Genomic DNA, 24,727 nt, shown 5'->3' with positions numbered 1-24,727 from the left:
TCCCACCCTGACGCAGGTGTTAAGAGGGGCCCCCTGCTCTACCGGAGGCGTTAACAGGGGGCCCCTCCTTACACGGCGAGTGGCTGCCGGGCCGGGTCGACCGGGGCGGGCAGCTCGCCCACCCCGCCCAGGTACGCGTGGATGGCCGCGGCCGCGGCCCGCCCCTCGGCGATCGCCCAGACGATCAGCGAGGCGCCCCGGTGCATGTCCCCGGCGACGAAGACCCCGTCGGCGTCGGTCTGCCAGTCGGGGCGGGCGTCGACCGCGCCGCGGCCGTTGCGGGTCACCCCGAACTGGGCCAGCAGCGGCTGTTCCTCGGTGCCCTCGAAGCCGATCGCGAGCAGCACCAGGTCGGCCGGGATCTCCCGCTCGGATCCGGGCAGCGGGGTGACGATGCGCCGGCCGTCGACCTTCTCCACGGTCACCTCGGCGATGCGCACGGCGCGGACCTGCCCGGTGCCGTCGTCCACGAACTCCTGCACCGCCACCGCGAAGACCCGCTCCCCGCCCTCCTCGTGGGCCGGATAGGACCGCAGCACCCACGGCCAGGTCGGCCACGGGTCCCGCGCGCCGTCCCGCTCCGTCGGGGGCTGCGGGTAGAGGTCGAGCTGGTGTACGCCGGCCGCGCCCTGCCGGTGGGCCACGCCGAGGCAGTCCGCCGCGGTGTCGCCACCACCGATGATCACCACGTGCTTGCCGGCCGCGTCGATCGGCGTGCCGTCCGGCAGCACGGCCAGGGCGGGCCGCCCGTCGCCCGCGGCCGCCACCACCCGGTTCGCGGCCACCAGGTGCGCCATCGCCTGGTGCACGCCGCGCAGCGCCCGGCCCGGGGTGCCCGGGGTGTCCCGGCCCTGGAGCGCGCCGCAGGCGAGCAGCACCGCGTCGTGCTCGGCGCGCAGCTGGTCGGCGGTCACGTCGACGCCGACCTCGACACCGGTGCGGAACCGCACCCCCTCGGCGGTGAGCTGGGCGACCCGGCGGTCGACGTGCTGCTTCTCCAACTTGAAGTCGGGAATGCCGTAGCGGAGCAGGCCGCCGATCGCGTCGTCGCGCTCGTACACGGTGACCGTGTGACCGGCGCGGGCGAGCTGCTGCGCGGCGGCCAACCCGGCCGGGCCGGAGCCGACCACCGCGACCGACCGGCCGGTCGGGGCGGAGGCGGGCCGGGGACGCAGGCCGTCGCGGGCCACCGCCGCGTCGGCGATCTCCACCTCGACCTGCTTGATGGTGACCGGCTGCTGGCCGCCCAGGCCGAGCACGCAGGCCGCCTCGCACGGTGCCGGGCAGAGCCGCCCGGTGAACTCGGGGAAGTTGTTGGTGGCGTGCAGCGACTCCACCGCCGCGTCCCAGTTGCCGGTGCGGACCAGGTCGTTCCAGTCCGGAATTCGATTCCCGAGAGGGCAGCCGGCAGTGTCGCTGTGGCAGAACGGGATGCCGCAGTCCATGCACCGGGTGGCCTGCTCGCGGACCAGTTCCTCACCGGCCGGCGGGTAGACCTCCCGCCAGTCGGTGATCCGCACCGGCACCGGGCGGCGGGCGGGCAGCCGCCGGTCGTAGCGCAGGAAACCGTTGGGGTCAGGCACGAGCCACCTCCTGGGCGACCACCCGGGGCGCGGGTGGTACCGGGGCGGGAGAGAGGGCACTCATCACCGCGTCGTCGACGTTCCGGCCGGCGGCTTCGGCGGCCCGCATGATCTCCATGACCCGGCGGTAGTCCCGGGGCACCACGGCGGTGAACTCCTCCACCGCCTGCGGCCAGCGCTTGAGCAGGTCCTCGGCGACCGCCGAGTCCGTCTCGGCGAAGTGCCGCTGGACCAGCTCGTGCAGCCGGTCGCGCTCCTCGTCGCGCAGCGGCGACAGGTCGACCAGCTCGGCGTTGACCAGCCGGCGGTCGAGCCGGTGCACGAACGCGGTGCCGCCGGACATGCCGGCGGCGAAGTTGCGCCCGGTCGGACCGAGCACCACCACCGTGCCGCCGGTCATGTACTCGCAGCCGTGGTCGCCGAGACCCTCGACCACCGCGGCCGCGCCGGAGTTGCGCACCGCGAACCGCTCGCCGACCCGACCGCGCAGGAACACCTCGCCGCCGGTGGCGCCGTAGAGGATCGTGTTGCCGGCGATGATCTGGTCCTCGGCGCGGCGGCCGGGCTCGGCGTCGGCGCCGACGAACGGCGCGTCGGCGTCCGGGCGGACCACGATCCGCCCGCCGGACAGTCCCTTGCCGACGTAGTCGTTGGCGTCGCCGTGCAGGCGCAGCGTGACCCCGCGCGGCAGGAACGCGCCGAACGACTGCCCGGCGGTGCCGCGCAGCAGGAACTCGACGGTGTCGTCGGGCAGCCCGGCGCCGCCGAACCGGCGGGTCACCTCGCCGCCCAGCATCGCGCCCACGCTGCGGTGCTCGTTGCGCACCTCGACCTCGACCCGGACCGGGGTGCCGTCGCGCAGCGCCGGGCCGGCCAGCTCGATGAGCCGGTTGTCCAGCGCCGCGTCGAGGCCGTGGTCCTGGGCACGGACGCCCCGGCGGGCCGCGCCCTCGGGCAGCTCCGGCAGGTGCAGCACGCGGCTCAGGTCGAGCCCGTGGCCCTTCCAGTGGTCGATCGCGCCGACCACGTCGAGCAGCTCGGTGTGCCCGATCGCCTCGTCGATGCTGCGGAAGCCCAGCTCGGCCAGGTAGCCCCGGACCTCCTCGGCGAGGAAGAGGAAGAAGTTCTCCACGAACTCGGGGCGGCCGGTGAACCGCTCGCGCAGCACCGGGTTCTGGGTGGCGATGCCGACCGGACAGGTGTCCAGGTGGCAGACCCGCATCATCACGCAGCCCTCGACGATCAGCGGGGCGGTGGCGAAGCCGAACTCCTCGGCGCCGAGCAGCGCCGCGACCAGCACGTCCCGGCCGGTCTTGAGCTGGCCGTCGACCTGCACGGTGACCCGGTCGCGCAGCTTGTTGAGCAGCAGCGTCTGCTGCGCCTCGGCCAGGCCCAGCTCCCACGGGGTGCCGGCGTGCTTGAGCGAGTTGAGCGGGGACGCGCCGGTGCCGCCGTCGTGCCCGGAGATGAGGATGACGTCGGCCTTCAGCTTGGCCACGCCGGCCGCCACCGTGCCCACACCCACCTCGCTGACCAGCTTGACGTGCACCCGGGCGGCCGGGTTGACGCACTTCAGGTCGTGCACGAGCTGGGCCAGGTCCTCGATGGAGTAGATGTCGTGGTGCGGCGGCGGGGAGATCAGGCCGACACCCGGGGTGGCGTGCCGGGTCCGCGCGATCCACGGCCAGACCTTGTTGCCGGGCAACTGCCCGCCCTCGCCGGGCTTCGCGCCCTGCGCCATCTTGATCTGGAGGTCGTCCGCGTTGACCAGGTATTCGCTGGTCACGCCGAACCGGCCGCTGGCGATCTGCTTGACCGCCGAGCGGCGCGCCGGGTCGTGCAGCCGCTCGACGTCCTCGCCGCCCTCGCCGGTGTTGGACTTGCCGCCGAGCCGGTTCATCGCGATCGCGAGCGTCTCGTGCGCCTCGGCGGAGATCGACCCGTACGACATGGCGCCGGTGGCGAAGCGCTTGACGATCTCGGTGGCCGGCTCGACCTCGTCCAGCGGCACCGCCGGGCGGACGCCGGTGCGCAGCGTGAACAGCCCGCGCAGCGAGCCCGCCTGCGCGGCCAACTCGTCGACCTTGGCGGTGTACCGCCGGAACACGTCGTACTGGCGGCTGCGGGTGGCGTGCTGAAGCAGGAAGACCGTCTCCGGGTTGAACAGGTGCAGCTCGCCCTCGCGGCGCCACTGGTACTCGCCGCCGACCTCCAGCCGGTCGCTGGCCTGTGCGCCCGGCGCCGGCCAGGCCCGCGCGTGCCGGGCGGCCACCTCGGTGTGGATCTCGGCCAGCCCGATGCCGCCGATCGTGCTCGGCGTGCCGCGGAAGTAGCGGTCGACCAGGCGGGTGTCCAGGCCGACCGCCTCGAACACCTGCGCCCCGCAGTACGACGACACGGTGGAGATGCCCATCTTGGACATGATCTTCAGGACGCCCTTGCCGAGCGCCTTGACGTAGTTGCGCACCGCCTTCACCGGCTCCACGCCGGCCAGCGCGCCGGTGGAGATCATGTCCTCGACCGACTCGAACGCGAGGTACGGGTTGACCGCCGCCGCGCCGTAACCGATCAGCACGGCCGCGTGGTGCACCTCGCGGCAGTCGCCGGACTCGACGACCAGCGCCACCTGGGTCCGGGTCTGCTCGCGCACCAGGTGCTGGTGCACCGCGGCGGTGAGCAGCAGCGACGGGATCGGCGCCAGGTCGGCGTTGGAGTCCCGGTCGGAGAGCACCAGGATCCGTACGCCGTCCTCGATCGCCTCGGACACGTGCCGGCAGATCTCGGTCAGCCGGGCCTTGATGCCGGCGCCGCCGTCCCGGATCCGGTAGAGACCGGAGACCCGGACCGCCTTGAAGCCGGGCAGGTCGCCGTCCTCGTCGATGGAGAGGATCTTGGCCAGCTCGTCGTTGTCGATCACCGGGTAGGGCAGCACGATCTGCCGGCAGCTCGCCGGGCCCGGGTCGAGCAGGTTGCCCTCCGGCCCGATGGTGGACGCCAGGCTGGTCACCAACTCCTCCCGGATGGCGTCCAACGGCGGGTTGGTGACCTGGGCGAAGAGCTGGTGGAAGTAGTCGTAGAGCAGCCGCGGCCGGGTGGACAGCGGGGCGATCGGCGTGTCCGTGCCCATCGAGCCGATCGGCTCCGCTCCGCTGCGGGCCATCGGGCCGAGCAGGATCTTCAGCTCCTCCTCGGTGTAGCCGAACGTCTGCTGCCGGCGGCGCACCGAGTCGTGGGTGTAGACGGTGTGCTCGCGCGGAGGCAGGTCGTCCAGCTCGATCAGACCGGCGTGCAGCCACTCCTGGTAGGGCTGCGCGGCGGCCAGTTCGGTCTTGATCTCGTCGTCGGAGACGATCCGACCGTTGACGGTGTCGACCAGGAACATCCGGCCGGGCTGGAGCCGGCCCTTGGCCACCACGGTGGTCGGGTCGAGGTCGAGCACGCCCGCCTCGCTGCCCAGCACCACCAGGCCGTCGGAGGTGTGCCACCAGCGGCCCGGGCGCAGACCGTTGCGGTCCAGCACCGCGCCGACGATCTCGCCGTCGGTGAAGGCGACCGAGGCGGGGCCGTCCCACGGCTCCATCAGGCTGGCGTGGAAGCGGTAGAACGCGCGCTTGTCGGCGCGCATGTCCGGGTCGTTCTCCCACGCCTCGGGGATCATCATGAGCACCGCGTGCGGCAGGCTCCGCCCGGCCAGGTGCAGCAGTTCGAGCACCTCGTCGAAGTTCGCCGAGTCCGACGCGGCCGGCGTGCACACCGGGAAGACGCGGCGGATGTTGCCGGGGATGCTCGGGCTGCGCAGCAGCGCCTCGCGGGCCTGCATCCAGTTGCGGTTGCCGCGGATCGTGTTGATCTCACCGTTGTGCGCGATGAAGCGGTACGGGTGCGCCAGCGGCCAGGACGGGAACGTGTTGGTGGAGAAGCGTGAGTGCACCAGCGCGATGGCGCTGACCACCCGCTCGTCGGTCAGCTCCGGGTAGAACGCCGGGAGTTGGTCCGGGGTGAGCATGCCCTTGAACACCATGGTGCGGCCGGACAACGACGGGAAGTACGCCGGCACGCCCCGCTCGGCGGTCTCCCGCTCGACCTGCTTGCGCAGGCAGAACGCCACCCGGTCCAGGTCGAGCCCGGCCAGCGGGGAGCCGGCCGGGCCGGCCGGCGAGTCGGTCAGCCGGTGCGCGGCCACGAAGAGCTGCCGGACCCGGGGCATGGCCGCGAGCGCGGTCTCGCCCAACCCGGACGCGTCGGTCGGCACCTCGCGCCAGCCGAGCACGTCGGCGCCCTCGACCAGCGCGTACTTGTCCACCACCTGGCGGGCGCGCGCCTCGGCCGCGTCGTCGTCGGGCAGGAACACCAGACCGGTCGCGTACTGGCCGGCGGGGGGCAGCGGGAAGTCGACCACGGCGCGCAGGAACGCGTCCGGCACCTGGATCATGATGCCGGCGCCGTCACCGGTGTTGTGCTCCGCGCCCCGGGCGCCCCGGTGGTCCAGCCGGCAGAGCGCCCCGAGGCCGTTCGCGACGACCTGGTGCGAGCGCCGCCCGTGCAGGTCGGCCACGAAGGCCACGCCGCAGGCGTCGTGCTCGTACGCGGGGTCGTAGAGCCCCGTCGTCCGTGGGGCCGGCTGCGGGCTGAGAGGGTACGGAAAGGCCACCGGGCCTCCTGTCGTCACTCAGGTTGGATCATGGTGGGGACGACGTCGGCCCTCTGGGGTTTATTGAGTCTACGTTAGGGCGTCCGGCGCAAGGCCAGTTCAGATTGATCACACTTCCAGAATCTGGGACGTGTAGTCTCGCGCGGTGGATGTCGTACGAGCTGACGCACTCGACCGGTTGGAGCGTTTCTACGACGCGGTGCCCCGTGACGGGGCCCGGACCGAGGAGTTCGACTCCCTGGTGCTCTTCGTCCGCGACGGTGCCGGTTGGCCGTTCTACGCCCGCCCCCGGCTCGACGCCACCGAGAAGCCCACCCTGGCCGAGGTGACCGCCGTCCGCGCCCGGCAGCGGGAGCTGGGCCTGCCGGAGGCGTTCGAGTGGGTGCACGAGCACCAGCCGGAGCTGCTCGCGGTGGCCCGCTCGGCGGGGCTCACCGTGCTGGAGGCGCCACTCATGCTGCTCGAACCCGAGCTGCTGCCCGAACCGGGGACGCTCAGCGACGTACCGGTGCGGGTGCTGGACCCGGGCGACCCGGGCTTCGCCGCGGACATCGCGCTGCGCCGGGCCGTCGCCGCTGTCGGTTTCGCGAACGGCGGCACCGCGCGCGGCGAGGCCGGGCCGGCCGAGCGGGACGCCGCGGTGGCCCGCCTCGACGTGGAGGCGCTGGAGGAGGAGGCCGCCCGGGTGACCGACGGCCGGCGCGTATCGGCGCTCGCCGGCACCCCGCAGGAGGGCGCGCTGGCCAGCGGCATGGCGATGCGGGTGGACGATGTGGCGGAGATCGCCGGCGTGGCCACGCTGCCCTCCGCCCGCCGACGCGGCCTGGGCGCCGCGGTCACCGCCACGCTGGCCCGGGAGCTGCGCGCCGCCGGCACCGACCTGGTCTTCCTGAGCGCCGGCAGCGAGGACATCGCCCGGGTCTACCTGCGGGTCGGCTTCCGCCGGGTCGGCACCGCCTGCATCGCCGAGCCGGCCGCCGTCATCTGACCAGCACGCCGACCGGACGGGGGACGTGCGAGGCGGTCAGGACGGCGGCTGCCAGGCGGCGGCCGCCGCGGCGGCCGTGTTGCGCATCCGCGGGCTGATCGTGCCGAGCGCCGCGTCCCGGGCGCGCAGCGCCAGCCGGCCCCGGGTCTGCAGCACCGCCGACATCCGGCGGGTCTGCCGCACCATGGTGGCCGCGCGCGGCCGGCGCAACCGGTCGTAGCCGGTCACCGCGTCGGGCAGCCGCGATTCGCGCAGCAGCCCGGCGAGCGTGGCCGCGTCCTCGAACGCCAAACAGGCGCCCTGCCCCAGGTGCGGCGGCATCGCGTGCGCGGCGTCGCCGAGCAGCACCACACCGCCCGGGCCGACCGGGAAGCCGTACGCCCGGGGCAGCGGCCGCAACTCGCGGATCTCCTGCTGCACCACGTCCGCCGGGTCGGTCGCCTCGAGCAGCGTGGCGATCGGCGCGGGCCAGCCCGCGTACCAGCGCTTGAGCAGGGCCAGCTGGATCTCCGGCGGCTCGGGGCGGGGCGCGCCGGCGGCGGTGGCCACCCAGTAGATGCCGCCCCGGCGGGAGGCTCCGGCGGTGCCCCGCTCACCGAGTGAGGCGGCCACGAACCGGTAGCCGGCGCCCAGCGTCTCGCCGTGCACCGGCTGGTCGGCAGGGAGCTGCGGCGCGCGGTACCAGGGGATGACCGCCCGCCAGGCCGCGCAGCCGGAACTCACCACCGTCGTCTCCGGGCAGAGCTGCCGGCGGATCTCGCTGTCGGTGCCGTCGGCGGCCACCACCAGGTCGGCCTCGACCGTGTGCCGGCCGTCGCCCACCGCGGGACGTTCGCCGGGCACCGCGCGTACGCTGCGCACACTCACCCCGGTGCGCAGCTCCACCTGGTCGCCCAGCCCGGCGATGAGCGCGTCGTGCAGGTCCTCCCGGTGCACCACCACCGGCATCCGGTCGGCCGGCGTGGGCCGGGGCTGCACCAGCCACTGCCCGTCCGGGCGACGGATGCCGCCGTCGGGCAACGGCGTGGCGATCGCGTCCAGCCCGGCGCCGAGCCCGAGGGCGCGCAGCGCGCGTACCCCGTTGGGCCACAGCACCACGGCGGTCGGCTCCGGCCGGACCCGGTCGGAGCGTTCCAGCAGCGTGACCCGCCATCCGGAGCGGGCCAGCGCGCCGGCCACCGCCATCCCGCCGAGGCCGGCGCCGACCACCACCGCGCTGCGCATGACTCCCCCGCTCAGCTGTCCCGGTCCGTCGGGCGCCCGCCGGCGTCCGCCCGACCGGCGTCCGCGCGGTCGGTCCCGTCCGTGTGGTCCGCCCCGGCCGGGTCGTCGCCGGCCCCGGCCCGGTCGGCCGACGCGTCGTCCGGGCCGTCGGTCGCCGCGCGGTCCGGCCGGTCCGTGTCGTCGTCGGTCACCGCACGGTCCGCATCGTCGTCGGTCACCGCACGGTCCGCATCGTCGCCGGAGGCCGCACGGTCCGCGTCGTCGGTCGCCGCCGGCTCTGTCGGGGGCAGCGCGCCGGTCTCCCGGTACGCGCGGAACTGGTCCTCGGTCACCACCCGGTACCCCTCCGGCGCGACCGGCCGCGCGCCGGCCTCGCCGGCCGAGAGGTCGACCTGGGACACGTCGCCGGCCGGCGCCACCGGGGCGGCCGGCTCACCCACCGGGACGAGGTATTCCCGGGGACCGCGGACCCGCACGAAGTAGACGAGCGCGCCGAGGAAGACCAGCGCGGCGGTCCAGACGTTGAGCCGCACGCCGAGGATGTGGTTGGCCTCGTCGGTGCGCATCAGCTCGATCCAGAACCGGCCCGCCGTGTAACCCATCACGTAGAGCGCGAAGGCGCGGCCCCGGCCCAGCCGCAGCCGGCGGTCCAGAATCAGCACCAGCGCGGCGACGCCGACGTTCCAGAGCAGTTCGTAGAGGAACGTCGGGTGGTAGAGCCCGGGTTGCAGGACCGGGTTGCCGGCGTCGTCGCGCAACGCGTGACCCGGGTTGTCCGGGTCCATCACGTGCACCTCGAGACCCCAGGGCAGGGTCGTCCGCCCGCCGTACAGCTCGTTGTTGAACCAGTTGCCCAGCCGGCCGATCGCCTGGGCCAGCGGCATCCCCGGCGCCAGCGCGTCGGCCACCACGGTGAGCGGGATGCCCAGCTGCCGGGCGGCGAGCCACGCGCCCACCGCGCCGCCGGCCACCGCGCCCCAGATGCCGAGGCCACCCTCCCAGATGTAGAGCGCCTTGATCGGCTCACCGCCGGCGCCGAAGTATTTCTCCGGCGAGGTGATCACGTGGTAGATCCGGGCGCCGACGATGCCCGCCGGCACCGCCCAGACCGCGATGTCGAGCACCGCGCCCGGGGCTACGCCACGGCGGCGCAGCCGGTACTCGGTGACCACGCAGGCCACCGCGATGCCGGCGATGATGCAGAGCGCGTACGCCCGGATCGGAAAGGGACCGAGCTGCCAGACGGCGGTGCTGGGGCTGGGCATGGCCGCCAGTGGGGTCATCGGGGCGAGGGTCACGGGTGCACACGGTACCGGTGCGGACCGTGTGTGCGGCACCCCGGTCCGCCGCGTCGTGGAGCCGCATGACTTCTGGTTTGCGCGGCCGTACGCTCTTTGTCCATGAGCGCGCTCACCTGGGCGGTCGCCGCGGTCGTCAGCGACGGGTCCGGCCGGGTGCTGCTCTGCCGGCGCTCCGGCGGCGTGCCCCGCTGGGGCCTGCCGGGCGGGCGGCTGCGCCACGACGAGAGCCCGCCCGACGCCGCCGTCCGGGCGATCCGCGCGGAGACCGGCCGGCTCGTCGAGCTGGTCGACCTGGTCGGCCTCTACCGGGTCGCCGACCCGAGCGCTCCCGTGCCCCCGGCCGGCCGTTGCGGCCGTGCGCCGGACGTCCTGGTGCACGTGTTCCGCGCCCAGCTTGCGAATGGGGCTCCGGCCGCCGAAACGGCACCCGGCTGCCATCCCGAGTGGCATCCCTCTGACGCACTGCCCCGCGCGCTCACCCCCGCCACCCGGGCCGCCGTCGCGGACGCGCTCGCCGGCCGTTCCGGCGTGCTCCGGAACACGCCCGCCGCCGACCCGCCGCGGGCGGACGCGCATCCGTCCGACGGCGTCGGCAGGGCGCCCGGCCAGCGGTCGCCAGGTGGCCTCGACACCGGCCGGCGCTGAGCGGCATCGGCACTGAGCAGTCCGGCGCGATCGAGGGCCGACGCCGATCGAGGGCCGACGCGAGGTCGCAGCCGACGCGAGGTCACGGCCGACGCGTGGCGAGCCGCCACTGTGTCGGGGTCGGCCCCGGGCGGCCTGTCGGCCGGAGAGGGCCGCCTCGACTCGCTCGACCGGCTGGGTCTCTTCCCGACGCCTGTCGCGCTGAGACCGGGCTGGGTCTCTTTCCGACGCCTGTCGAGCTGATATCAGTAACGACTCAGCGCACGGGAGGGGATCTCACCAGGACGGCGGGCATCGCCGGGACTGCGCAGGACCGGACGCCACTCGGCCGGACCGGCGGTAGCGGGGTGAGCCAAGCAGCGCCTTCTCGGCAGCGTGGCGTCAACCGTGCGCGCGAAGACGGCCCGCTGCGCCCTCGGGGCAGCGCGATATCACGAACGACTCAGCTCGAAAGGCGTGCGGCGGGGGTGGCCCGATCTCGGGCGGCGGGAACCGACGGATTCGGCGCGAGCCTGCCCGGCACCCGGCGCGAGCCAGCCCGGCGCCCGGTCCGAGCCCTGCCCAGTGCCCAGTGCCCAGTGCGAGTCTGAGCGGTGCCCGTGCGAGCGCGGAGACCCGACGGGCGCCCGACACCGGCCCGACGGCGGCCGATGCGAGCCCGACAAGTGCCGGACGGCTGGCGGAGACGGTCAGCGGACCGGGTTGCGGACGCCTTCGGCCAGTTCGGCGCTGAGCGTGCGCAGGGCGGTGAGGCCGGCGTCCTGGTCCGGGGCGTCGAGCACGCACCGGACCAGCGCGCTGCCCACGATCACCGCGTCGGCGTAGCCGGCGACGGTCGCGGCCTGCGCGCCGGTGCCCACGCCCAGCCCGACCCCGACCGGCAGGTCGGTGACCTCGCGCAGCCGGGAGACCAGGACCGGGGCGGCCTCGGAGGTCTGCGACCGGGCGCCGGTGACTCCCATGATCGCGGTGGCGTAGACGAAGCCACGGCAGTGCTCGACGGTCATCCGCAGCCGCGCGTCGGTGGAGGACGGCGACACCAGGAACGTCCGGTCCAGGCCGTGCGCGTCGGAGGCGGCCAGCCACTCGGCCGCCTCGTCGGGGATCAGGTCGGGCGTGATGAGGCCGGTGCCGCCGGCGGCGGCCATGTCGCGGGCGAACGCGTCCGGGCCGTACTGCTCGATGGGGTTCCAGTAGGTCATCGTCACCACGGACGCCCCGGTCGCGGCGACCGCCTCGACCACGCGCAACGCGTCGGCGGTGCGTACGCCGCCGGCCAGGGCGATGTCGCTGGCCTTCTGGATGACCGGGCCGTCCATCACCGGGTCGGAGTAGGGGATCTCCACCTCGATGACGTCCACACCCGCCTCGACCATGGCGGTCATGGCGGCGATGCTGCCCTCGACGGTCGGGAAGCCGGCCGGCATGCAGCCGATCAGCACGGCCCGCCCGTCGGCCCGGGCCTTGTCGAACGCGACCCCGATGCGGCTCACGCAGTCACTCCTTGTCGAGGATGCCGAAGTACGCCCCGGCGGTGTGGACGTCCTTGTCGCCCCGACCGGAGAGGTTGACCACGATCACCGGCTCGCGGCCCAGCTCGGCGGCGAGTTCCGGGGCGATGCGCTTGGCACCGGCCAGCGCGTGCGCGCTCTCGATCGCCGGGATCACGCCCTCGGTGCGGCAGAGCAGCTCGAACGCGGCCATCGCCTCGGCGTCGTCGACCGGCAGGTAGGTGGCCCGGCCGGTGTCGTGCAGCCAGGCGTGCTCCGGCCCGACGCCCGGGTAGTCCAGCCCGGCCGAGATCGAGTGCGACTCGATGGTCTGGCCGTCGGCGTTCTGCAGGACGTACGTGCGGGTGCCGTGCAGCACGCCCGACGAGCCGCCGGTGATGCTGGCCGCGTGCCGGCCGGTCGCGACGCCCTCGCCGCCGGCCTCGAAACCGTAGAGCCGGACCCCGGTGTCGGGCACGAAGGCGTGGAAGATGCCCAGCGCGTTGGAGCCGCCACCGACGCAGGCCGCGACCGCGTCCGGCAGCGCGCCGGTCAGGTCCAGGCACTGCTGGCGGGCCTCGACACCGATGCCGCGCACGAAGTCCCGAACCATCTCCGGGAACGGGTGCGGCCCGGCGGCGGTGCCGATCAGGTAGTGGGTCGTGTCGACGTTGGCGACCCAGTCCCGCATCGCCTCGTTCATCGCGTCCTTGAGCGTGCGCGAGCCGGTGGTGACCGGGACGACGGTGGCGCCGAGCATGCGCATCCGGGCCACGTTGAGCGCCTGCCGCTCGGTGTCCACCGCGCCCATGTAGACGACGCACTCGAGGTCGAACAGGGCGGCGGCGGTCGCGGTGGCGACGCCGTGCTGGCCCGCGCCGGTCTCGGCGATCACCCGTCGCTTGCCCATCCGCCGGGTGAGCAGCGCCTGGCCGAGGACGTTGCGGACCTTGTGCGCGCCGGTGTGGTTGAGGTCCTCCCGCTTGAGCAGGATCCGGGCGCCGAGCTGGGCGGACAGCCGCCGGGCCTCGTACAACTTCGAGGGGGTGCCGGCGTAGTCGCGCAGCAGCGCGTCGAACTCGGCGAGGAACTCCTCGTCGCCCATCGCCTTGCGGTACGCCGCGTCCAGCTCGTCCAGCGCGGCGACGAGCGCCTCGGGGACGAACCGGCCGCCGAACCGGCCGAAGTGGCCGGCGGCGTCGGGGACCTGGCCGGCTGCGGGTGCGGCGCTCATCGCGGGGCGTCCTCTCGGGTCGGGTGGCCCGGCGCGGGTCAGCGCACCGGGCGGGGCGTGGCCGGGTGGTTACCGGCGTTGACCAGCTCGGCGACCGCCTCACGGGGGCTCTTCTGGGTGACCAGTCCCTCGCCCACCAGGACGGCGTCGGCGCCGGCCGAGGCGTAGCGGATCAGGTCGTGCGGGCCGCGCACGCCGGACTCGGCGATCTTGACGACGTTGCTGGGCAGGCCGGGCGCGATCCGCTCGAACACCGAGCGGTCGACCTCCAGGGTACGCAGGTCACGGGCGTTGACACCGATCACCTGGGCGCCGGCCTCCAGGGCCCGGTCCGCCTCCTCCTCGGTGTGCACCTCGACCAGCGCGGTCATGCCCAGCGACTCGATCCGCTCCAGCAGCCCCACCAGCGCGTTCTGCTCCAGCGCGGCGACGATCAGCAGTACCAGGTCGGCGCCGTGCGCCCGCGCCTCGTGCACCTGGTAGCTGGAGACCACGAAGTCCTTGCGCAGCACCGGCACGTTCACCGCGGCCCGGACCGCGGCCAGGTCGTCCAGCGACCCGCCGAACCAGCGGCCCTCGGTCAGCACGCTGATCGCCCGCGCCCCACCGGCCGCGTAGTCACCGGCCAGGTCGGCCGGGTCGGCGATCTCGGCCAACCGCCCCTTGGACGGCGACGAGCGCTTCACCTCGGCGATCACGGCCACGCCGGGCCGGCGCAGCGCCGCGTACGCGTCCAGCGGCGGCGGCGCGGCCGCGGCCAGCTCGCGGATCCGCTCCAGCGGAACCTGCTCCTGGCGCCGGGCCACGTCCTCGCGGACGCCGGCCAGGATCTCGTCGAGCACGCCTGCGGACGGCGCCCCTGCGGCGTCGTCCCCCTCCGCGTGCGCATGCTCAGCAGTCACCAACGGACTCCCCTCTCCGGGTGTCATGGGCCGATGCTAGGGGGCGCCACCTGGCGACACGTGCCGGGGGGTATGGCGCACCTCACGAAACGGGCTGTGGCATGATGGCCGACTTCTGGTGAACGCGGTGTCACGCAGCGCCACCGTGCGTATCGATCGCCGCCCATGCCCTATCTCACCACGGCCGCTTCCGCGCCGCAGCGGGGCGGGTCCCGCGCGACTGTGACCAAGCTCAAGGACCTCCGGCCCTGCCCTGGTCGCTCCCTCTGTCGGACCGTTGACCTGGGCTTCACGGCGCCGAAACGTGAGCCCGGCAGCATGGTCCTCGGGCAGACTCGACGAGGCGGCTGCCGACCGTCACCAACGATCTCGTGCGGGGTGAACCAGTGAGCGTCAACGGGCCGAACCAGACCATGGGCCTGACCACCATCTCCCGGACCGTCGCCTCCCTCGCCGTCGGCGTGGTGCACACGCTGGAACGCGCGGTGGCGGGCGACGGCCGCACCCGTACCGCCCGGGGCAACGCCTGGGAGGCGGTCTGCGCCGACCGCGCCCGGGCCGCACAGCGTCGGGAGCTGGAGCGGCTGGTGGCCGAGCTGGCCGCCGCCCGGGCCGCGGCCCGCGAGCGCCGGGACGCGCGCGAGGCCCAGCCGGTCAGCTGACCGTCGGGTCCTCGCCCCGGTCCAGCGCGTCCCACGCGTCCCGGGCGCCCCGCTCGACCGCCGGCCGCTCGGCGCCGCCCGGCGCGGCCGACGACGACGCCGCCCGCCGCTCGTAGCGGGCGCCCATCGCCGGCCACCCGCCGCCCCGCAGCGCCGCGAACGCGCCACCGGCGGCCAGGGCCAGGCCACCCGCCAGGACCAGCGCCGGCCAGTGCCGGCTCACCCCCGACTCGGCGAGCCCGATCCCACCGCCCAGCGCCACGGCCAGGCCGATGCCGGCCAACAGCGCGCCCAGCACCCGGCGCAGCCGCCCCCCGGTCGCCAACAGCGCGCCGCCGCCGGCCAGCCCGACCCAGGCCAGCGCCGACACCCACGGCAGCAGCTCCGCGCCGGTGCGGCCCGGCCGCCCGGGCGGCAGCGACCCGCGGGTGGTCACCTCGGCCGACCAGGTCCGGGTCACCGCCCAGCAGGCCAGGCCCGCGCCGGCCAGGCAGAGCAGCACCGCGTACGCCAGCTCGCGCCGGCCCCGCGCGGCGGGCGCGCCGGTCGCGGCCGTGCCGGACGCGCTCATCGGGCCGGCCGCAACGTCTCGGCGGCGGCGATCGCGGCGAGTACCGCGGCGGCCTTGCTCCGGGTCTCCTGCTCCTCGGCGGCGGGATCGGAATCGGCCACCACCCCGGCGCCGGCCTGCACGTAGGCGCGGCCGTCGCGGATCAGTGCGGTCCGGATGGCGATCGCCATGTCCAGGTCGCCACCGAAGGCGAAGTAGCCGACGGTGCCGCCGTAGACGCCACGGCGGACCGGTTCCAGCTCCTCGATGATCTCCATGGCGCGGACCTTGGGCGCGCCGGAGAGCGTGCCGGCGGGGAACGTGGCGGCCAGCGCGTCGAACGCGGTGCGGTCCTCCCGCAGCTCGCCGACCACGGTGGAGACGATGTGCATGACGTGGCTGTAGCGCTCGATGGTGGCGAACTCCGGCACCTCCACCGTGCCCGGCCGGCAGACCCGGCCCAGGTCGTTGCGGCCCAGGTCGACGAGCATGACGTGCTCGGCGCGCTCCTTCGGGTCGGCGAGCAGCTCGGTGGCGAACTTGGCGTCGCCCTCCGGCGAGCCGCCGCGCGGGCGGGTGCCCGCGATCGGGTGCAGCAGGGCCCGGCGCCGCCCACCCGGACCGCCGCTGACCTTGAGATGCGCCTCCGGGGACGAGCCGACGATGTCGAAGCCGTCGAAGCGCAGCAGGTACATGTACGGGCTGGGGTTGGTGGTGCGCAGCACCCGGTAGACGTCGAGCGGGTCCGCGTCGGTGGGGCGCTCGAAACGCTGGCTGAGCACGATCTGGAAGCACTCACCGGCCCGGATCGCCTCCTTGGCCGCCTCCACCGCCTTGGGGTATCCGCCCTCCGGCGTCCGGCTCACCACCTCGCCCACGCCGGGCCGGCCGACCGTGGCGACCATGGGCGGAATCGGACGGGACAGCGCGGTGGTCATGGCGTCGAGGCGGCCCACCGCGTGGTGGTACGCGGCGGCGACCCGCTCGTCCCGGTCGGGCGTGTCCGGCGGCGGAAGGACCGCGTTGGCGACCAGGATCGCCGAGCCCTCGTAGTGGTCGAGCACCACCAGGTCGGTGGCGAGCATCATGCCCAGCTCGGGCACGTCCAGCTCGTCGCGGGTCAGCTCGGGCAGCCGCTCGAACCGGCGGACCAGGTCGTAGCCGAGGTAGCCGACCAGGCCGCCGGTGAGCGGCGGCATGTCGCCGGCCGGGTCCCAGGCCGGGCCGGCGAGCGCGGCGACGGTCTCCCGGAGCACGGCGACCGGGTCGCCGGTGGTGGGCACGCCGGCCGGCGGCGTACCGGTCCAGTGGGCCGCGCCGTCGCGCTCGGTGAGCGTGGCGGCGCTGCGTACGCCGATGAACGAGTAGCGCGACCAGGCGGTCCCGGCCGCCCCGACGCCCTGCTCGGCGGACTCCAGCAGGAACGTGCCCGGCCCGCCGGCGAGCTTGCGGTAGACCCCCACCGGGGTCTCGGCGTCGGCGAGCAGCCGTCGGGTCACCGGCACGACCCGCCAGCGGGCCGCCAGCTCGGCGAAGGTGGTCCGGTCCGGGGCGACCGCGCCGTCGGTCACGGGGTCGCCTCCGGCGAGCTGACCGGCAGCTCGGTGAAGAAGCAGGTGCGGTGCCCGGTGTGACAGGCCGCGCCGACCTGCTCCACGCTGACCAGCAGCGCGTCGCCGTCGCAGTCCAGCGCCACCGAGCGGACGTACTGGTGGTGGCCGGAGGTGGCGCCCTTGACCCAGTACTCCCCCGGCTGCGCGACCAGTAGGTGGCCCGGCCGGTGGTGAGCGTGCGGTGCAGCGCCTCGTCGTCCATCCAGGCGACCATCAGCACCTCACCCGAGTCGTGCGCGCGGACCACGGCGGCGACCAGGCCGTCCGGGGTGCGGCGCAGCTTGGCCGCGATGGCCGGGTCGAGCCGGGAGGAGCGGGCCGGGCCGGGGGCCGCGGCGCCGCCGGAGCGGGCGGGGGCGCCGGTCACCGGCGCGTCAGAGGCGGGCACGGTTGACCATTCTCCCGCACGCGGCGTCGGCACCGCCGACGTGTCCCGGGGGACGGGCCCGACCGGGTCCAGCGCCCGGCCCAACTGGCGCAGGTAGCGCTCCACCCGGCCGTCGACCAAGGCCTCGGCCAGGTCCGTGCCGGCCACCTCGGCGATCTCCCCGGCGTACGGGCGGACCAGCGGGAGGATCCCGCGGACCAGGCGACCGGCGGCGGCGCCGACCTCGGCCGGGTCGGCGGGGCGCAGACCGAGGCAGAGCAGCATGTCCGCGCGGTAGCCGGGGGGCGCGACCGGCAGGTCCAGCGCGGCGGTCAGGGCGGCCCGGCGGGACACCACCCGCACCGTCGGGTTGGCCAGCCGCAGCACCGAGGGGCAGAGCCGGGCCAGGTCGGCCGCGGCCAGCCGGACGCCGATCGGGTCGTCGGCCCAGTGGGCGCCGGCCACCTTGCCCAGCGTGGCGATCAGCTCTTCGAGGCGCGGCTCGTCGGCGGGCTGGCAGAGCACCGGCAGGTCGATCCGGCGGCGCCACTCGGGCACCGCCCAGAGCAGGCGGGCGGGCGCGGTGACCGGCAGCCCGAAGGCCCAGTCGGCGGGCTGACCGAGCCGGTGCACCCAGGAGCGGACGTCCCGGGCGGCCACCGAGACGTGCACCAGCCGGCCGTCGAACTCGGTCAGGTAGGCGCGGCGGGCCGCGTACGGGCCGGCGGGGCGGGCCGGGGCGGTGGTTCCGGGGGTGCGGACCGCGCGGTCGTCGTCCGCCGCGACGAGCACGTCCACGTCGACGTCGCTGTGCTCGGTGGCGGCCCGCCGGGCGTGGCTGCCACGCAGCATGATCCCGACGACCGGCCGGTCCGCGGCCTGCCGCAGGCGGGCGGCCCACTCGTCGAGGAATCCGGACTCGGGCAACGAAGCGGGACCCACCGCGACATGGTGCCGGAAGTCCGATCTTCGGCGCAATGCCCGATGGCGGACCGGGTGTCCGCTACTGGGCGACTTCAGCCCAGTTCCTCCTCGGCCCTCCGGTACGCGTCGATCTTGTGGTCGAGGACCGTCAGGTCCTCGGTCAGTTCGGCCATCCGGGCCAGCACGCGGGCCCGGTGCGCCTCGAACAGCGCCCGCCGCGCGCCGAGCGTGCGATCACCCTGCCGGGCCAGCTCGGCGTAGCGGCGCATGTCCCGCACCGGCATCCCGGTGCGGCGCAGCCGGGTGAGCAGGAACAGCCAGCTGACGTCGCCCTCGGTGTAGCGCCGCCGACCCGCCGAGTCCCGCCCGACGGGGGCGACCAGCCCCTCCTGCTCGTACCAGCGCAGCGTGTAGGTGGTCAGGCCGACCCGCTCCGCCGCCTCGCCCACGCTGAGGCTCTTCTCCCGGATACCGATGTCCACCGGTCCAGGCTTCCAGTTCGAGTCCGCTCGAAGTCAAGCCCGTTGACCGACCGGAGAAATTCATCTAGCGTTGATTTCAACAGTTGATGAGTTATCGGAGGCGACATGGACGACGCGGTGTCGGTCCGTGACCTGGTGATCGAGCGCGGTGGACGGCGGGTGCTGCACGGCATCAGCTGCGCCGTGCCCCGGGGCACGGTCACCGGGCTGCTGGGGCCCAGCGGCAGCGGCAAGACCACGCTGATGCGCGCCGTCGTCGGGGTGCAGAGCGTGCGCTCCGGCACGGTCGACGTGCTCGGCCGGCCGGCGGGCGCGGCGGACCTGCGCCACCGGGTCGGCTACCTGACGCAGGCGCCCAGCGTCTACGCCGACCTGACCGTGCGCGAGAACGCCCGCTACTTCGCCGTGCTGCACGGCCGGGGGCACGCCGAGGCCGACCGCGCGGTGGCCGACGTCGGCCTGGCCGCGGCGGCCGGGCAACTGGTCGGCACGCTCTCCGGCGGTCAGCGCAGCCGCGCCTCACTGGCCTGCGCCCTGGTCGGCGACCCGGAGCTGGTGGTGCTGGACGAACCCACCGTCGGTCAGGACCCGGTGCTGCGGGCCGACCTCTGGGCGCGGTTCCACGCCATGGCCGCCGCCGGCACCACGCTGCTGGTCTCCAGCCACGTGATGGACGAGGCGGCCCGCTGCGACCGGCTGCTGCTGATCCGCGAGGGGCGGCTGGTCGCCGACGACACGCCGGCCGCGGTGCGCGCCGCCACCGGCGTGGACGACCTGGAGGAGGCGTTCCTGCGCCTGATCCGCGGCACCGAGGAGGCCGGCGCGTGAACCCGAAGATCCTGACCGCCACCGTCGCGCGGATCCTGCGCCAGCTGCGGCACGACCGGCGCACCGTGGCGCTGCTCGTCGTGGTGCCGGTCGTGCTGCTCACCCTGGTCTACTTCATGTACGTCGACCAGCCCACCCCGCCCGGCGCGCCGAGCACCTTCGACCGGGTGGCGCTGATCATGCTGGGCTTCTTCCCCTTCATCATCATGTTCCTGGTGACCAGCATCGCCATGCTCCGCGAACGCACCACCGGCACGCTGGAACGGCTGCTCACCACCCCGCTGGGCAAGCTCGACCTGCTCTTCGGCTACGGCATCGCGTTCGGCCTGGCCGGGGTGGTGCAGTCCACCGTCGCCTCGCTGGTGGCCTACCAGGTGTTCGGGTTGGACACCGCCGGCAGCCCGTGGCTGGTGGTCCTGATCGCCGGGGTCAACGCGGTGCTGGCCGTGGCGCTCGGTCTGTTCTGCTCGGCGTTCGCCCGCACCGAGTTCCAGGCCGTCCAGTTCATGCCGGTGGTGGTCGCCCCGCAACTGCTGCTCTGCGGGCTGTTCGTGCCGCGCGAGCAGATGGCCGGCTGGCTCCAGGCGGTCAGCGACGCGCTGCCGCTGTCGTACGCGGTCGAGGCCTTGCAGGAGGTCGGCGCGCACGCCGAGCCGACCGGCACCATGTGGCGCGACGTGGCGATCGTGGCCGGCGCGGCGGTGGCGGCGCTGGTGCTGGCCGCCGCGACGCTGCGCCGGCGCAGCGGGTGAGCCCACGACGCACCGGCCGGCGGCCCGGCAACCCGGACACCCGGGAGTCGATCCTGGCCGCCGCCCGGGCCGCCTTCGCCGAGCGGGGCTTCGACGCCACCCCGATCCGGGCGGTCGCCGCCGCCGCCGCTGTGGACCCGGCGCTGGTGCACCACTACTTCGGCACCAAGGAGGACCTGTTCCGGGCCGCCATGGCGATCCCGATCGACCCGGCCGAGCTGGTGCCCCGGGTGCTGGCGGGTGGCCGGGACGAGGTCGGCGAACGCCTGGTCCGCACGTTCCTGGGCGTCTGGGACTCCCCGGCGGGGACCGCCGCGGTGGCCCTGCTCCGCTCCGCCGTGAGCAACCAGTGGACCGCCCGCCTGCTGCGCGAGTTCCTGACCACGCAGATCCTGCGCCGGGTCGTCGACCGGCTCGACCTCGACCCGGCCGAGGTGCCGCTGCGGGGCGCGCTGGTCGCCACCCAGATCGCCGGCCTGGCCATGATGCGCTACGTGATCCGCCTGGAACCGGTCGCGTCCGCGACGCCGGACACCCTGGCCGCCACGATCGGCCCGACCGTCCAGCGCTACCTCACCGGCCCGCTGGACGCGGGCTGACCCGCCCCCCGCGCCGATCTTGCACTTGCTGCCCGGACGAAAGGGGACGATCCACCCCTACCGGGGGCCGAAAATGCAAGATCGCGGGCGTTCGGGGTGCCGGGGTCAGCGGGTCTGTTCCAGCCAGGAGGCGTAGAGCAGGGCGTACACCGAGTCGGTGTCGCGGACCAGCTCGTCGTGCGGGCCGCGCTGCACGATCCGGCCCCGGTCCACCACGATCACCTCGTCCGCGGCCTGCGCGGTGGAGAGCCGGTGCGCGATGGCCAGCGTGGTCCGGCCCCGGGTGACCGCGTCCAGGGTGCGTTGCAGGCGTACCTCGGTGGCCGGATCGACGGCGCTGGTCGCCTCGTCGAGGACCAGCAGGTCCGGGTCGGCGACGTACGCGCGGGCCAGCGCCACGAGCTGCCGTTCACCCACGCTGAGCGCCTCGCCGCGCTCCCCCACCGGGGTGTCCAGCCCGGCCGGCAGGCCGTCCAGCCAGTCGGCCAGGCCCAGCTCGGTGAAGGCGGCGGTGAGCCGCTCGTCGGTCAGGTCGGGGCGGGCGAAGCGGACGTTCTCCCCGACCGTGGCGTCGAACAGGAAGCCGTCCTGCGGCACCATCACCACCCGGGCGCGCAGCGAGTCGAAACGCACCCGGCGCAGGTCGACGCCGGAGAGCAGCACCTCGCCCCCGGTCGGGTCCATCAAACGGGTGAGCAGCTTGGCGAAGGTGGTCTTGCCGCTGCCGGTCTCGCCCACCACCGCCACCCGGCTCTTCGCCGGGATGTCCAGCGTCACGTCGTGCAGCACCGGCGGACCGCCCGGGTAGGCGAACGTCACCCCGGCGAAGCGGACGTCCAGCGGACCGGCCGGCAGGTCCCGTCCCTGCGTGCCCGGGTCGGCCACGTCCGGGGCGACGTCGAGCACGTCGAGCACCCGACGCCAGCCGGCGATCGCGTTCTGCGCCTCGTTGAGCACCTCGGTGGCGATCTGCACCGGCTGGATGAAGAGCGTGACCAGGAACAGGAACGCGGTGAGCTGGCCGACCGACAGCGTCCGGTCGACGCCGAGGTTGACCCCGACCACCACCACCCCGGCCAGCGCCAGGCCGGCGGCCAGCTCGCCGACCGAGCTGCCCAGGATGCTGATCCGGATCGCCCGTTGCTGGGCCAGCCGTTGCCCGTCGATCGCCGCGTCCAGCCGCCGGGCGGTGCGCCCGGCGATCCCGTACGCCCGGATCACCGGGGCGCCCACCACGCTCTCGCCGATCGCGCCGAGCAGCGTGCCGGTGCGCTGCCGGACCAGCCCGTACGCGCCGGCCAGCCGGCGCTGCAACGATCGGATGATCAGCACCGCGGGCGTGAACGCGATGAGCACCACCAGCGTCAACTGCCAGGAGTACGCGAGCATCACGGCGGTGGTGACCAGCAGCTGACCCAGGTTCACGATCAGGATCACGCCGCCCCACTGGAGGAACTGGGTGATCTGGTCGACGTCGCTGGTGACCCGGGAGACCAGCGAGCCTCGCCGCTCCGACTGCTGGTGCAGCATGGACAGGTCGTGCACGTGCCGGAACGCCCGGGTGCGCACCCCGGCCAGCGCGGTCTCGCTGACCGTGAACAGCCGGCGCATCATCAGATAGCCGCAGGCGGTCGTCACCACCAGCACGGCGGCCGTGATCGTCACGGTGAGCGAGATGACGTCAAGGTCGAGCCCGCCGACGATGCCGTGGTCGATGCCGCGCTGCACCGCCACCGGCACGGCCACCCGACCGATCATGTAGACCAGGGCCAGCGCCAGCGTGCCGGCGAGCCCGGTCTTCAGCTCCGGGGAGAGCGCCAACCCGCGCCGCAGCGTCCCCCAGGTCGACTCGGTCCGTCCCTCGGCGGCGACACTGCTCACCGGTCCACCTCCATCTCCAGGCCGGAGGGCACCGGCGCGACCTCCTCGTACGTGTGCTTCTGCTCGCGCTCCTGCTCGGCCTGCTCGTACGCGGTGACCAGGTCGACGTAGCCGGGCACGGTGGCCAGCAGCTCGGTGTGCGTACCCCGGGCCACCACCCGGCCCTGCTCCACGTAGATCACCTCGTCGGCGAGCGCGATGGTGGCCCGCCGGTACGCCACGACCAGGATCGACGCCGGCGCGCCGCCGTCACCGGGAGTCCGCAGGCCGGCCAGGATGGCCGCCTCGACCCGTGGGTCGACGGCGCTGGTCGCGTCGTCGAGCACCAGCAGCCGGGGCCGCCCGGCCAGCGCCCGCGCCAGCGTCAGCCGCTGCCGCTGGCCGCCGGAGAGCGAGGTGCCGCGCTCGCCGACCATGGTGTCCAGTCCGTCCGGCAGGGCGGCGACGAACCCGTCCGCCTCGGCGAGCCGCAGCGCCGCCCACACCTCGTCGTCGCCGATGCCGTCGCGGTCGAGCGTGATGTTGGCCCGGACCGTGTCGTCGAAGACGAAGGGCACCTGGGCCACCAGCGCCACGGTCGCGGCGAGCGACGCGGCGGTCAGCTCCCGCACGTCGACGCCGTCGAGCGTGACCCGGCCGGAGTCCGGGTCGACCAGCCGCACGGCCAGCGACGCGATGGTGGACTTGCCGGCCCCGGTCGGCCCGACCAGCGCGACGGTCTTCCCGGCCGGCACGGTGAACGTCACCGCACCGAGCACCTCGGCGCCGGGCAGGTGCGCCTCGGCCGGCTCGTACCCGAAGTGCACGTCGTCGAAGCCCAGCGTGGCCGGTGTGCGGGTGGCCGGGTCGAACGCGACCTCGCCGTAGGGCATCTCGCCGGTGGTGTCGAGGACCCGGCGGACCCGGTCCCAGCCGGCGACGCTGCGCGGCAGTTCGGCCAGCACCCAGCCGATGGCCCGCACCGGGAAGGCCAGCACGGTGAACAGGAACGCCACGCTGACCAGCTCGGTCACCGTGATCGCGCCCTGCCGCAGCCGGATCGCGCCGACCACCAGCACGGCGAGGGTGCCGAGGCTGGGCAGCGTCTCCAGCATCGGGTCGAAGACGCCGCGCAGCCGGCCGACCGAGATGAGCGCGTCGCGCAGGTCGCCGGCGCGGGCGGCGAAACGGGCGGTCTCCTGCGCCTCCCGGCCCATGGTCTTGACCACCAGCGCGCCGTCGAAGCTCTCGTGCGCGATGCCGCTGACCTCGGCGCGCAGGCGCTGGGCCCGGGCCTGGCGGGGCGCCATTCGGCGGGAGTAGACCACGTTGAGCGCGAACAGCGCGGGAAAGACGGCGAGGCCGACCAGCGCGAGTGCCCAGTCGGTGACGAAGAGCGAGGCCACCGCGCCGACCAGCATCACCAGCGTGCCGACCGCGAACGGCAGCGGCGCGATCGGATACCAGGCGGCCTCGACGTCGGAGTTGGCGTTGGACAGCAACGTGCCGGTGGAGTTGCGGTGGTGCCAGGCCAGCGGCAGGTCCAGGTAGCGGCGGGTGACCCGGCGGCGGTAGGCGGCCTGGAGCCGGTACTGCATGTAGCCGGCGCCGAGTCGCCGGCCGAAGATGCCGACCACCCGCAGCACGCTGATGCCGAACAGCGCCGCGGCGGCGAGCGCGAGGACCCCGCCGCCCACCTCGCCGCGCTCGACCGCCGGCACCACCACCTCGCCGACCACGCCGCCGACCACGTACGCGCTGGCGATCACGAGGAGGCCGAAGAGCACACTGCCGGTCACCGCCACCGTGAAGATGCGCGGTTGCTCCCGGATCGCCCGGCCGAGCACCCGTAGCCCTCTGCCGAGCACGTCCCGACTTGTCCCGCTCGCCACGCTCTCCCCCGCCGTAAGCCGCCCGTTTCTCCCCCATCCTTACCGCACCCCGCCAGGTCCGCCGACCCGGCCGGGATATGTCCGCCGTCACGTTCGCCCCGGAGCTGGGCGGACGACGGTGCGTGGTCGGCCGGTCGCCGCGGCCGCGCCGGGCACGGCGCGCCGATCGGCCCGCCCGGG

General features: G+C 74.6%; 18 protein-coding genes and 2 pseudogenes. 6 read left to right on the top strand and 14 right to left on the bottom strand.

Going from position 1 to position 24,727, the window contains the following annotated elements:
- Positions 1 to 68 precede the first annotated feature (68 nt).
- A complete protein-coding gene (locus CO540_RS28650; RefSeq protein WP_099164326.1) occupies positions 69 to 1,583 on the bottom strand; it encodes a glutamate synthase subunit beta in 1,515 nt (504 codons plus the stop codon).
- Positions 1,576 to 6,234 (bottom strand): glutamate synthase large subunit, encoded by a 4,659-nt coding sequence (gene gltB / locus CO540_RS28645; RefSeq protein WP_099164325.1) that lies wholly within the window; start codon positions 6,232 to 6,234, stop codon positions 1,576 to 1,578. Before gltB ends, CO540_RS28650 begins: the two co-directional genes overlap by 8 nt.
- A 145-nt stretch (positions 6,235 to 6,379) precedes the next feature.
- Here gltB and CO540_RS28640 point away from each other — a divergent pair, with 145 nt between their 5' ends.
- A complete protein-coding gene (locus CO540_RS28640) occupies positions 6,380 to 7,222 on the top strand; it encodes a GNAT family N-acetyltransferase (protein WP_099164324.1) in 843 nt (280 codons plus the stop codon).
- A gap of 36 nt (positions 7,223 to 7,258) precedes the next feature.
- Here CO540_RS28640 and CO540_RS28635 read toward each other — a convergent pair whose 3' ends face one another.
- The gene (locus CO540_RS28635) at positions 7,259 to 8,446 is read right to left on the bottom strand and encodes an NAD(P)/FAD-dependent oxidoreductase (protein WP_098748087.1); all 1,188 of its coding nucleotides are present in this window, start codon (positions 8,444 to 8,446) and stop codon (positions 7,259 to 7,261) included.
- 11 nt (positions 8,447 to 8,457) lie between these two features.
- On the bottom strand, positions 8,458 to 9,744 hold the full coding sequence (lgt, locus tag CO540_RS28630; protein WP_099164323.1) for a prolipoprotein diacylglyceryl transferase: 1,287 nt from the start codon (positions 9,742 to 9,744) through the stop codon (positions 8,458 to 8,460).
- A 102-nt stretch (positions 9,745 to 9,846) separates the two neighbouring features.
- Between lgt and CO540_RS28625 the strand changes: the two genes are divergently transcribed.
- A complete protein-coding gene (locus tag CO540_RS28625) occupies positions 9,847 to 10,392 on the top strand; it encodes an NUDIX hydrolase (protein WP_099164322.1) in 546 nt (181 codons plus the stop codon).
- A gap of 689 nt (positions 10,393 to 11,081) precedes the next feature.
- Here CO540_RS28625 and trpA read toward each other — a convergent pair.
- The 3 genes from trpA to trpC are packed head-to-tail and all read right to left on the bottom strand — an operon-like array spanning position 11,082 to position 13,958.
- Entirely contained in the window at positions 11,082 to 11,885 is an 804-nt protein-coding gene (gene trpA / locus CO540_RS28620; RefSeq protein ID WP_099164321.1) for a tryptophan synthase subunit alpha, read from the bottom strand.
- A gap of 4 nt (positions 11,886 to 11,889) precedes the next feature.
- Positions 11,890 to 13,116: a tryptophan synthase subunit beta gene (gene trpB / locus CO540_RS28615; RefSeq protein ID WP_099164320.1), complete on the bottom strand. Its 1,227-nt coding sequence runs from the start codon at positions 13,114 to 13,116 to the stop codon at positions 11,890 to 11,892.
- Positions 13,117 to 13,154: 38 nt separating this feature from the next.
- Positions 13,155 to 13,958 carry an indole-3-glycerol phosphate synthase TrpC gene (gene trpC, locus CO540_RS28610; protein WP_172968088.1) on the bottom strand — a complete coding sequence of 268 codons (804 nt, stop codon included), beginning with the start codon at positions 13,956 to 13,958 and terminating at the stop codon, positions 13,155 to 13,157.
- A 473-nt stretch (positions 13,959 to 14,431) separates the two neighbouring features.
- On the opposite strand from trpC, the gene CO540_RS28605 reads away from it, so the two are divergent.
- Positions 14,432 to 14,680, top strand: coding sequence for a hypothetical protein (locus tag CO540_RS28605; RefSeq protein ID WP_172968087.1), 249 nt, complete (start codon positions 14,432 to 14,434; stop codon positions 14,678 to 14,680).
- On the opposite strand, the gene CO540_RS28600 is transcribed toward CO540_RS28605, so the two are convergent.
- The 5 genes and pseudogenes from CO540_RS28600 to CO540_RS28585 all read right to left on the bottom strand — a co-directional run bounded on the left by CO540_RS28600 (position 14,673) and on the right by CO540_RS28585 (position 18,616).
- Positions 14,673 to 15,251, bottom strand: coding sequence for a Trp biosynthesis-associated membrane protein (locus tag CO540_RS28600; RefSeq protein WP_099164319.1), 579 nt, complete (start codon positions 15,249 to 15,251; stop codon positions 14,673 to 14,675). The two genes, CO540_RS28605 and CO540_RS28600, sit on opposite strands and share 8 nt — an antisense overlap.
- Entirely contained in the window at positions 15,248 to 16,801 is a 1,554-nt protein-coding gene (locus tag CO540_RS28595; protein ID WP_099164318.1) for an anthranilate synthase component I, read from the bottom strand. Before CO540_RS28595 ends, CO540_RS28600 begins: the two co-directional genes overlap by 4 nt.
- Positions 16,798 to 17,231, bottom strand: a pseudogene (gene hisI / locus CO540_RS28590) (phosphoribosyl-AMP cyclohydrolase). The gene CO540_RS28595 and the pseudogene hisI overlap by 4 nt, the downstream one beginning before the upstream one ends.
- Positions 17,232 to 17,459: 228 nt before the next feature.
- Positions 17,460 to 18,062 (bottom strand): annotated as a pseudogene (locus tag CO540_RS30505) (phosphoribosyl-AMP cyclohydrolase); the annotation flags it as partial.
- 164 nt (positions 18,063 to 18,226) lie between these two features.
- A complete protein-coding gene (locus CO540_RS28585; RefSeq protein WP_099164317.1) occupies positions 18,227 to 18,616 on the bottom strand; it encodes a MerR family transcriptional regulator in 390 nt (129 codons plus the stop codon).
- A 105-nt stretch (positions 18,617 to 18,721) separates the two neighbouring features.
- Between CO540_RS28585 and CO540_RS28580 the strand changes: the two genes are divergently transcribed.
- The 3 genes from CO540_RS28580 to CO540_RS28570 are packed head-to-tail and all read left to right on the top strand — an operon-like array spanning position 18,722 to position 20,795.
- On the top strand, positions 18,722 to 19,444 hold the full coding sequence (locus tag CO540_RS28580; protein WP_099164316.1) for an ABC transporter ATP-binding protein: 723 nt from the start codon (positions 18,722 to 18,724) through the stop codon (positions 19,442 to 19,444).
- The gene (locus CO540_RS28575) at positions 19,441 to 20,196 is read left to right on the top strand and encodes an ABC transporter permease (protein ID WP_099164315.1); all 756 of its coding nucleotides are present in this window, start codon (positions 19,441 to 19,443) and stop codon (positions 20,194 to 20,196) included. Before CO540_RS28580 ends, CO540_RS28575 begins: the two co-directional genes overlap by 4 nt.
- The gene (locus CO540_RS28570; RefSeq protein WP_099164314.1) at positions 20,193 to 20,795 is read left to right on the top strand and encodes a TetR family transcriptional regulator; all 603 of its coding nucleotides are present in this window, start codon (positions 20,193 to 20,195) and stop codon (positions 20,793 to 20,795) included. Before CO540_RS28575 ends, CO540_RS28570 begins: the two co-directional genes overlap by 4 nt.
- Before the next feature lie 105 nt (positions 20,796 to 20,900).
- On the opposite strand, the gene CO540_RS28565 is transcribed toward CO540_RS28570, so the two are convergent.
- Both CO540_RS28565 and CO540_RS28560 read right to left on the bottom strand, forming a co-directional pair.
- Positions 20,901 to 22,676 carry an ABC transporter ATP-binding protein gene (locus CO540_RS28565; protein ID WP_099164313.1) on the bottom strand — a complete coding sequence of 592 codons (1,776 nt, stop codon included), beginning with the start codon at positions 22,674 to 22,676 and terminating at the stop codon, positions 20,901 to 20,903.
- Positions 22,673 to 24,547 (bottom strand): ABC transporter ATP-binding protein, encoded by a 1,875-nt coding sequence (locus CO540_RS28560; RefSeq protein ID WP_172967957.1) that lies wholly within the window; start codon positions 24,545 to 24,547, stop codon positions 22,673 to 22,675. The genes CO540_RS28565 and CO540_RS28560 overlap by 4 nt, the downstream gene beginning before the upstream one ends.
- Between the last annotated feature and the right edge of the window lie 180 nt (positions 24,548 to 24,727).

Origin of the sequence: Micromonospora sp. WMMA2032 (genome assembly GCF_002688545.1) — a bacterium.
Taxonomy (GTDB): Bacteria; Actinomycetota; Actinomycetes; order Mycobacteriales; family Micromonosporaceae; genus Micromonospora; species Micromonospora sediminicola.
Note: the sequence above shows the minus strand (reverse complement) of the source record. Positions and strands in the feature narration are given on the sequence as shown.

Excerpts from the sequence above, each read along its gene's own strand:
- CO540_RS28600 (WP_099164319.1), bottom strand. The coding sequence starts at position 15,251 with ATGAGCGCGTCCGGCACGGCCGCGACCGGCGCGCCCGCCGCGCGGGGC.
- CO540_RS28625 (WP_099164322.1), top strand. The coding sequence starts at position 9,847 with ATGAGCGCGCTCACCTGGGCGGTCGCCGCGGTCGTCAGCGACGGGTCC.
- CO540_RS28605 (WP_172968087.1), top strand. The coding sequence starts at position 14,432 with ATGGGCCTGACCACCATCTCCCGGACCGTCGCCTCCCTCGCCGTCGGC.
- trpB (WP_099164320.1), bottom strand. The coding sequence starts at position 13,116 with ATGAGCGCCGCACCCGCAGCCGGCCAGGTCCCCGACGCCGCCGGCCAC.
- CO540_RS28580 (WP_099164316.1), top strand. The coding sequence starts at position 18,722 with ATGGACGACGCGGTGTCGGTCCGTGACCTGGTGATCGAGCGCGGTGGA.
- CO540_RS28635 (WP_098748087.1), bottom strand. The coding sequence starts at position 8,446 with ATGCGCAGCGCGGTGGTGGTCGGCGCCGGCCTCGGCGGGATGGCGGTG.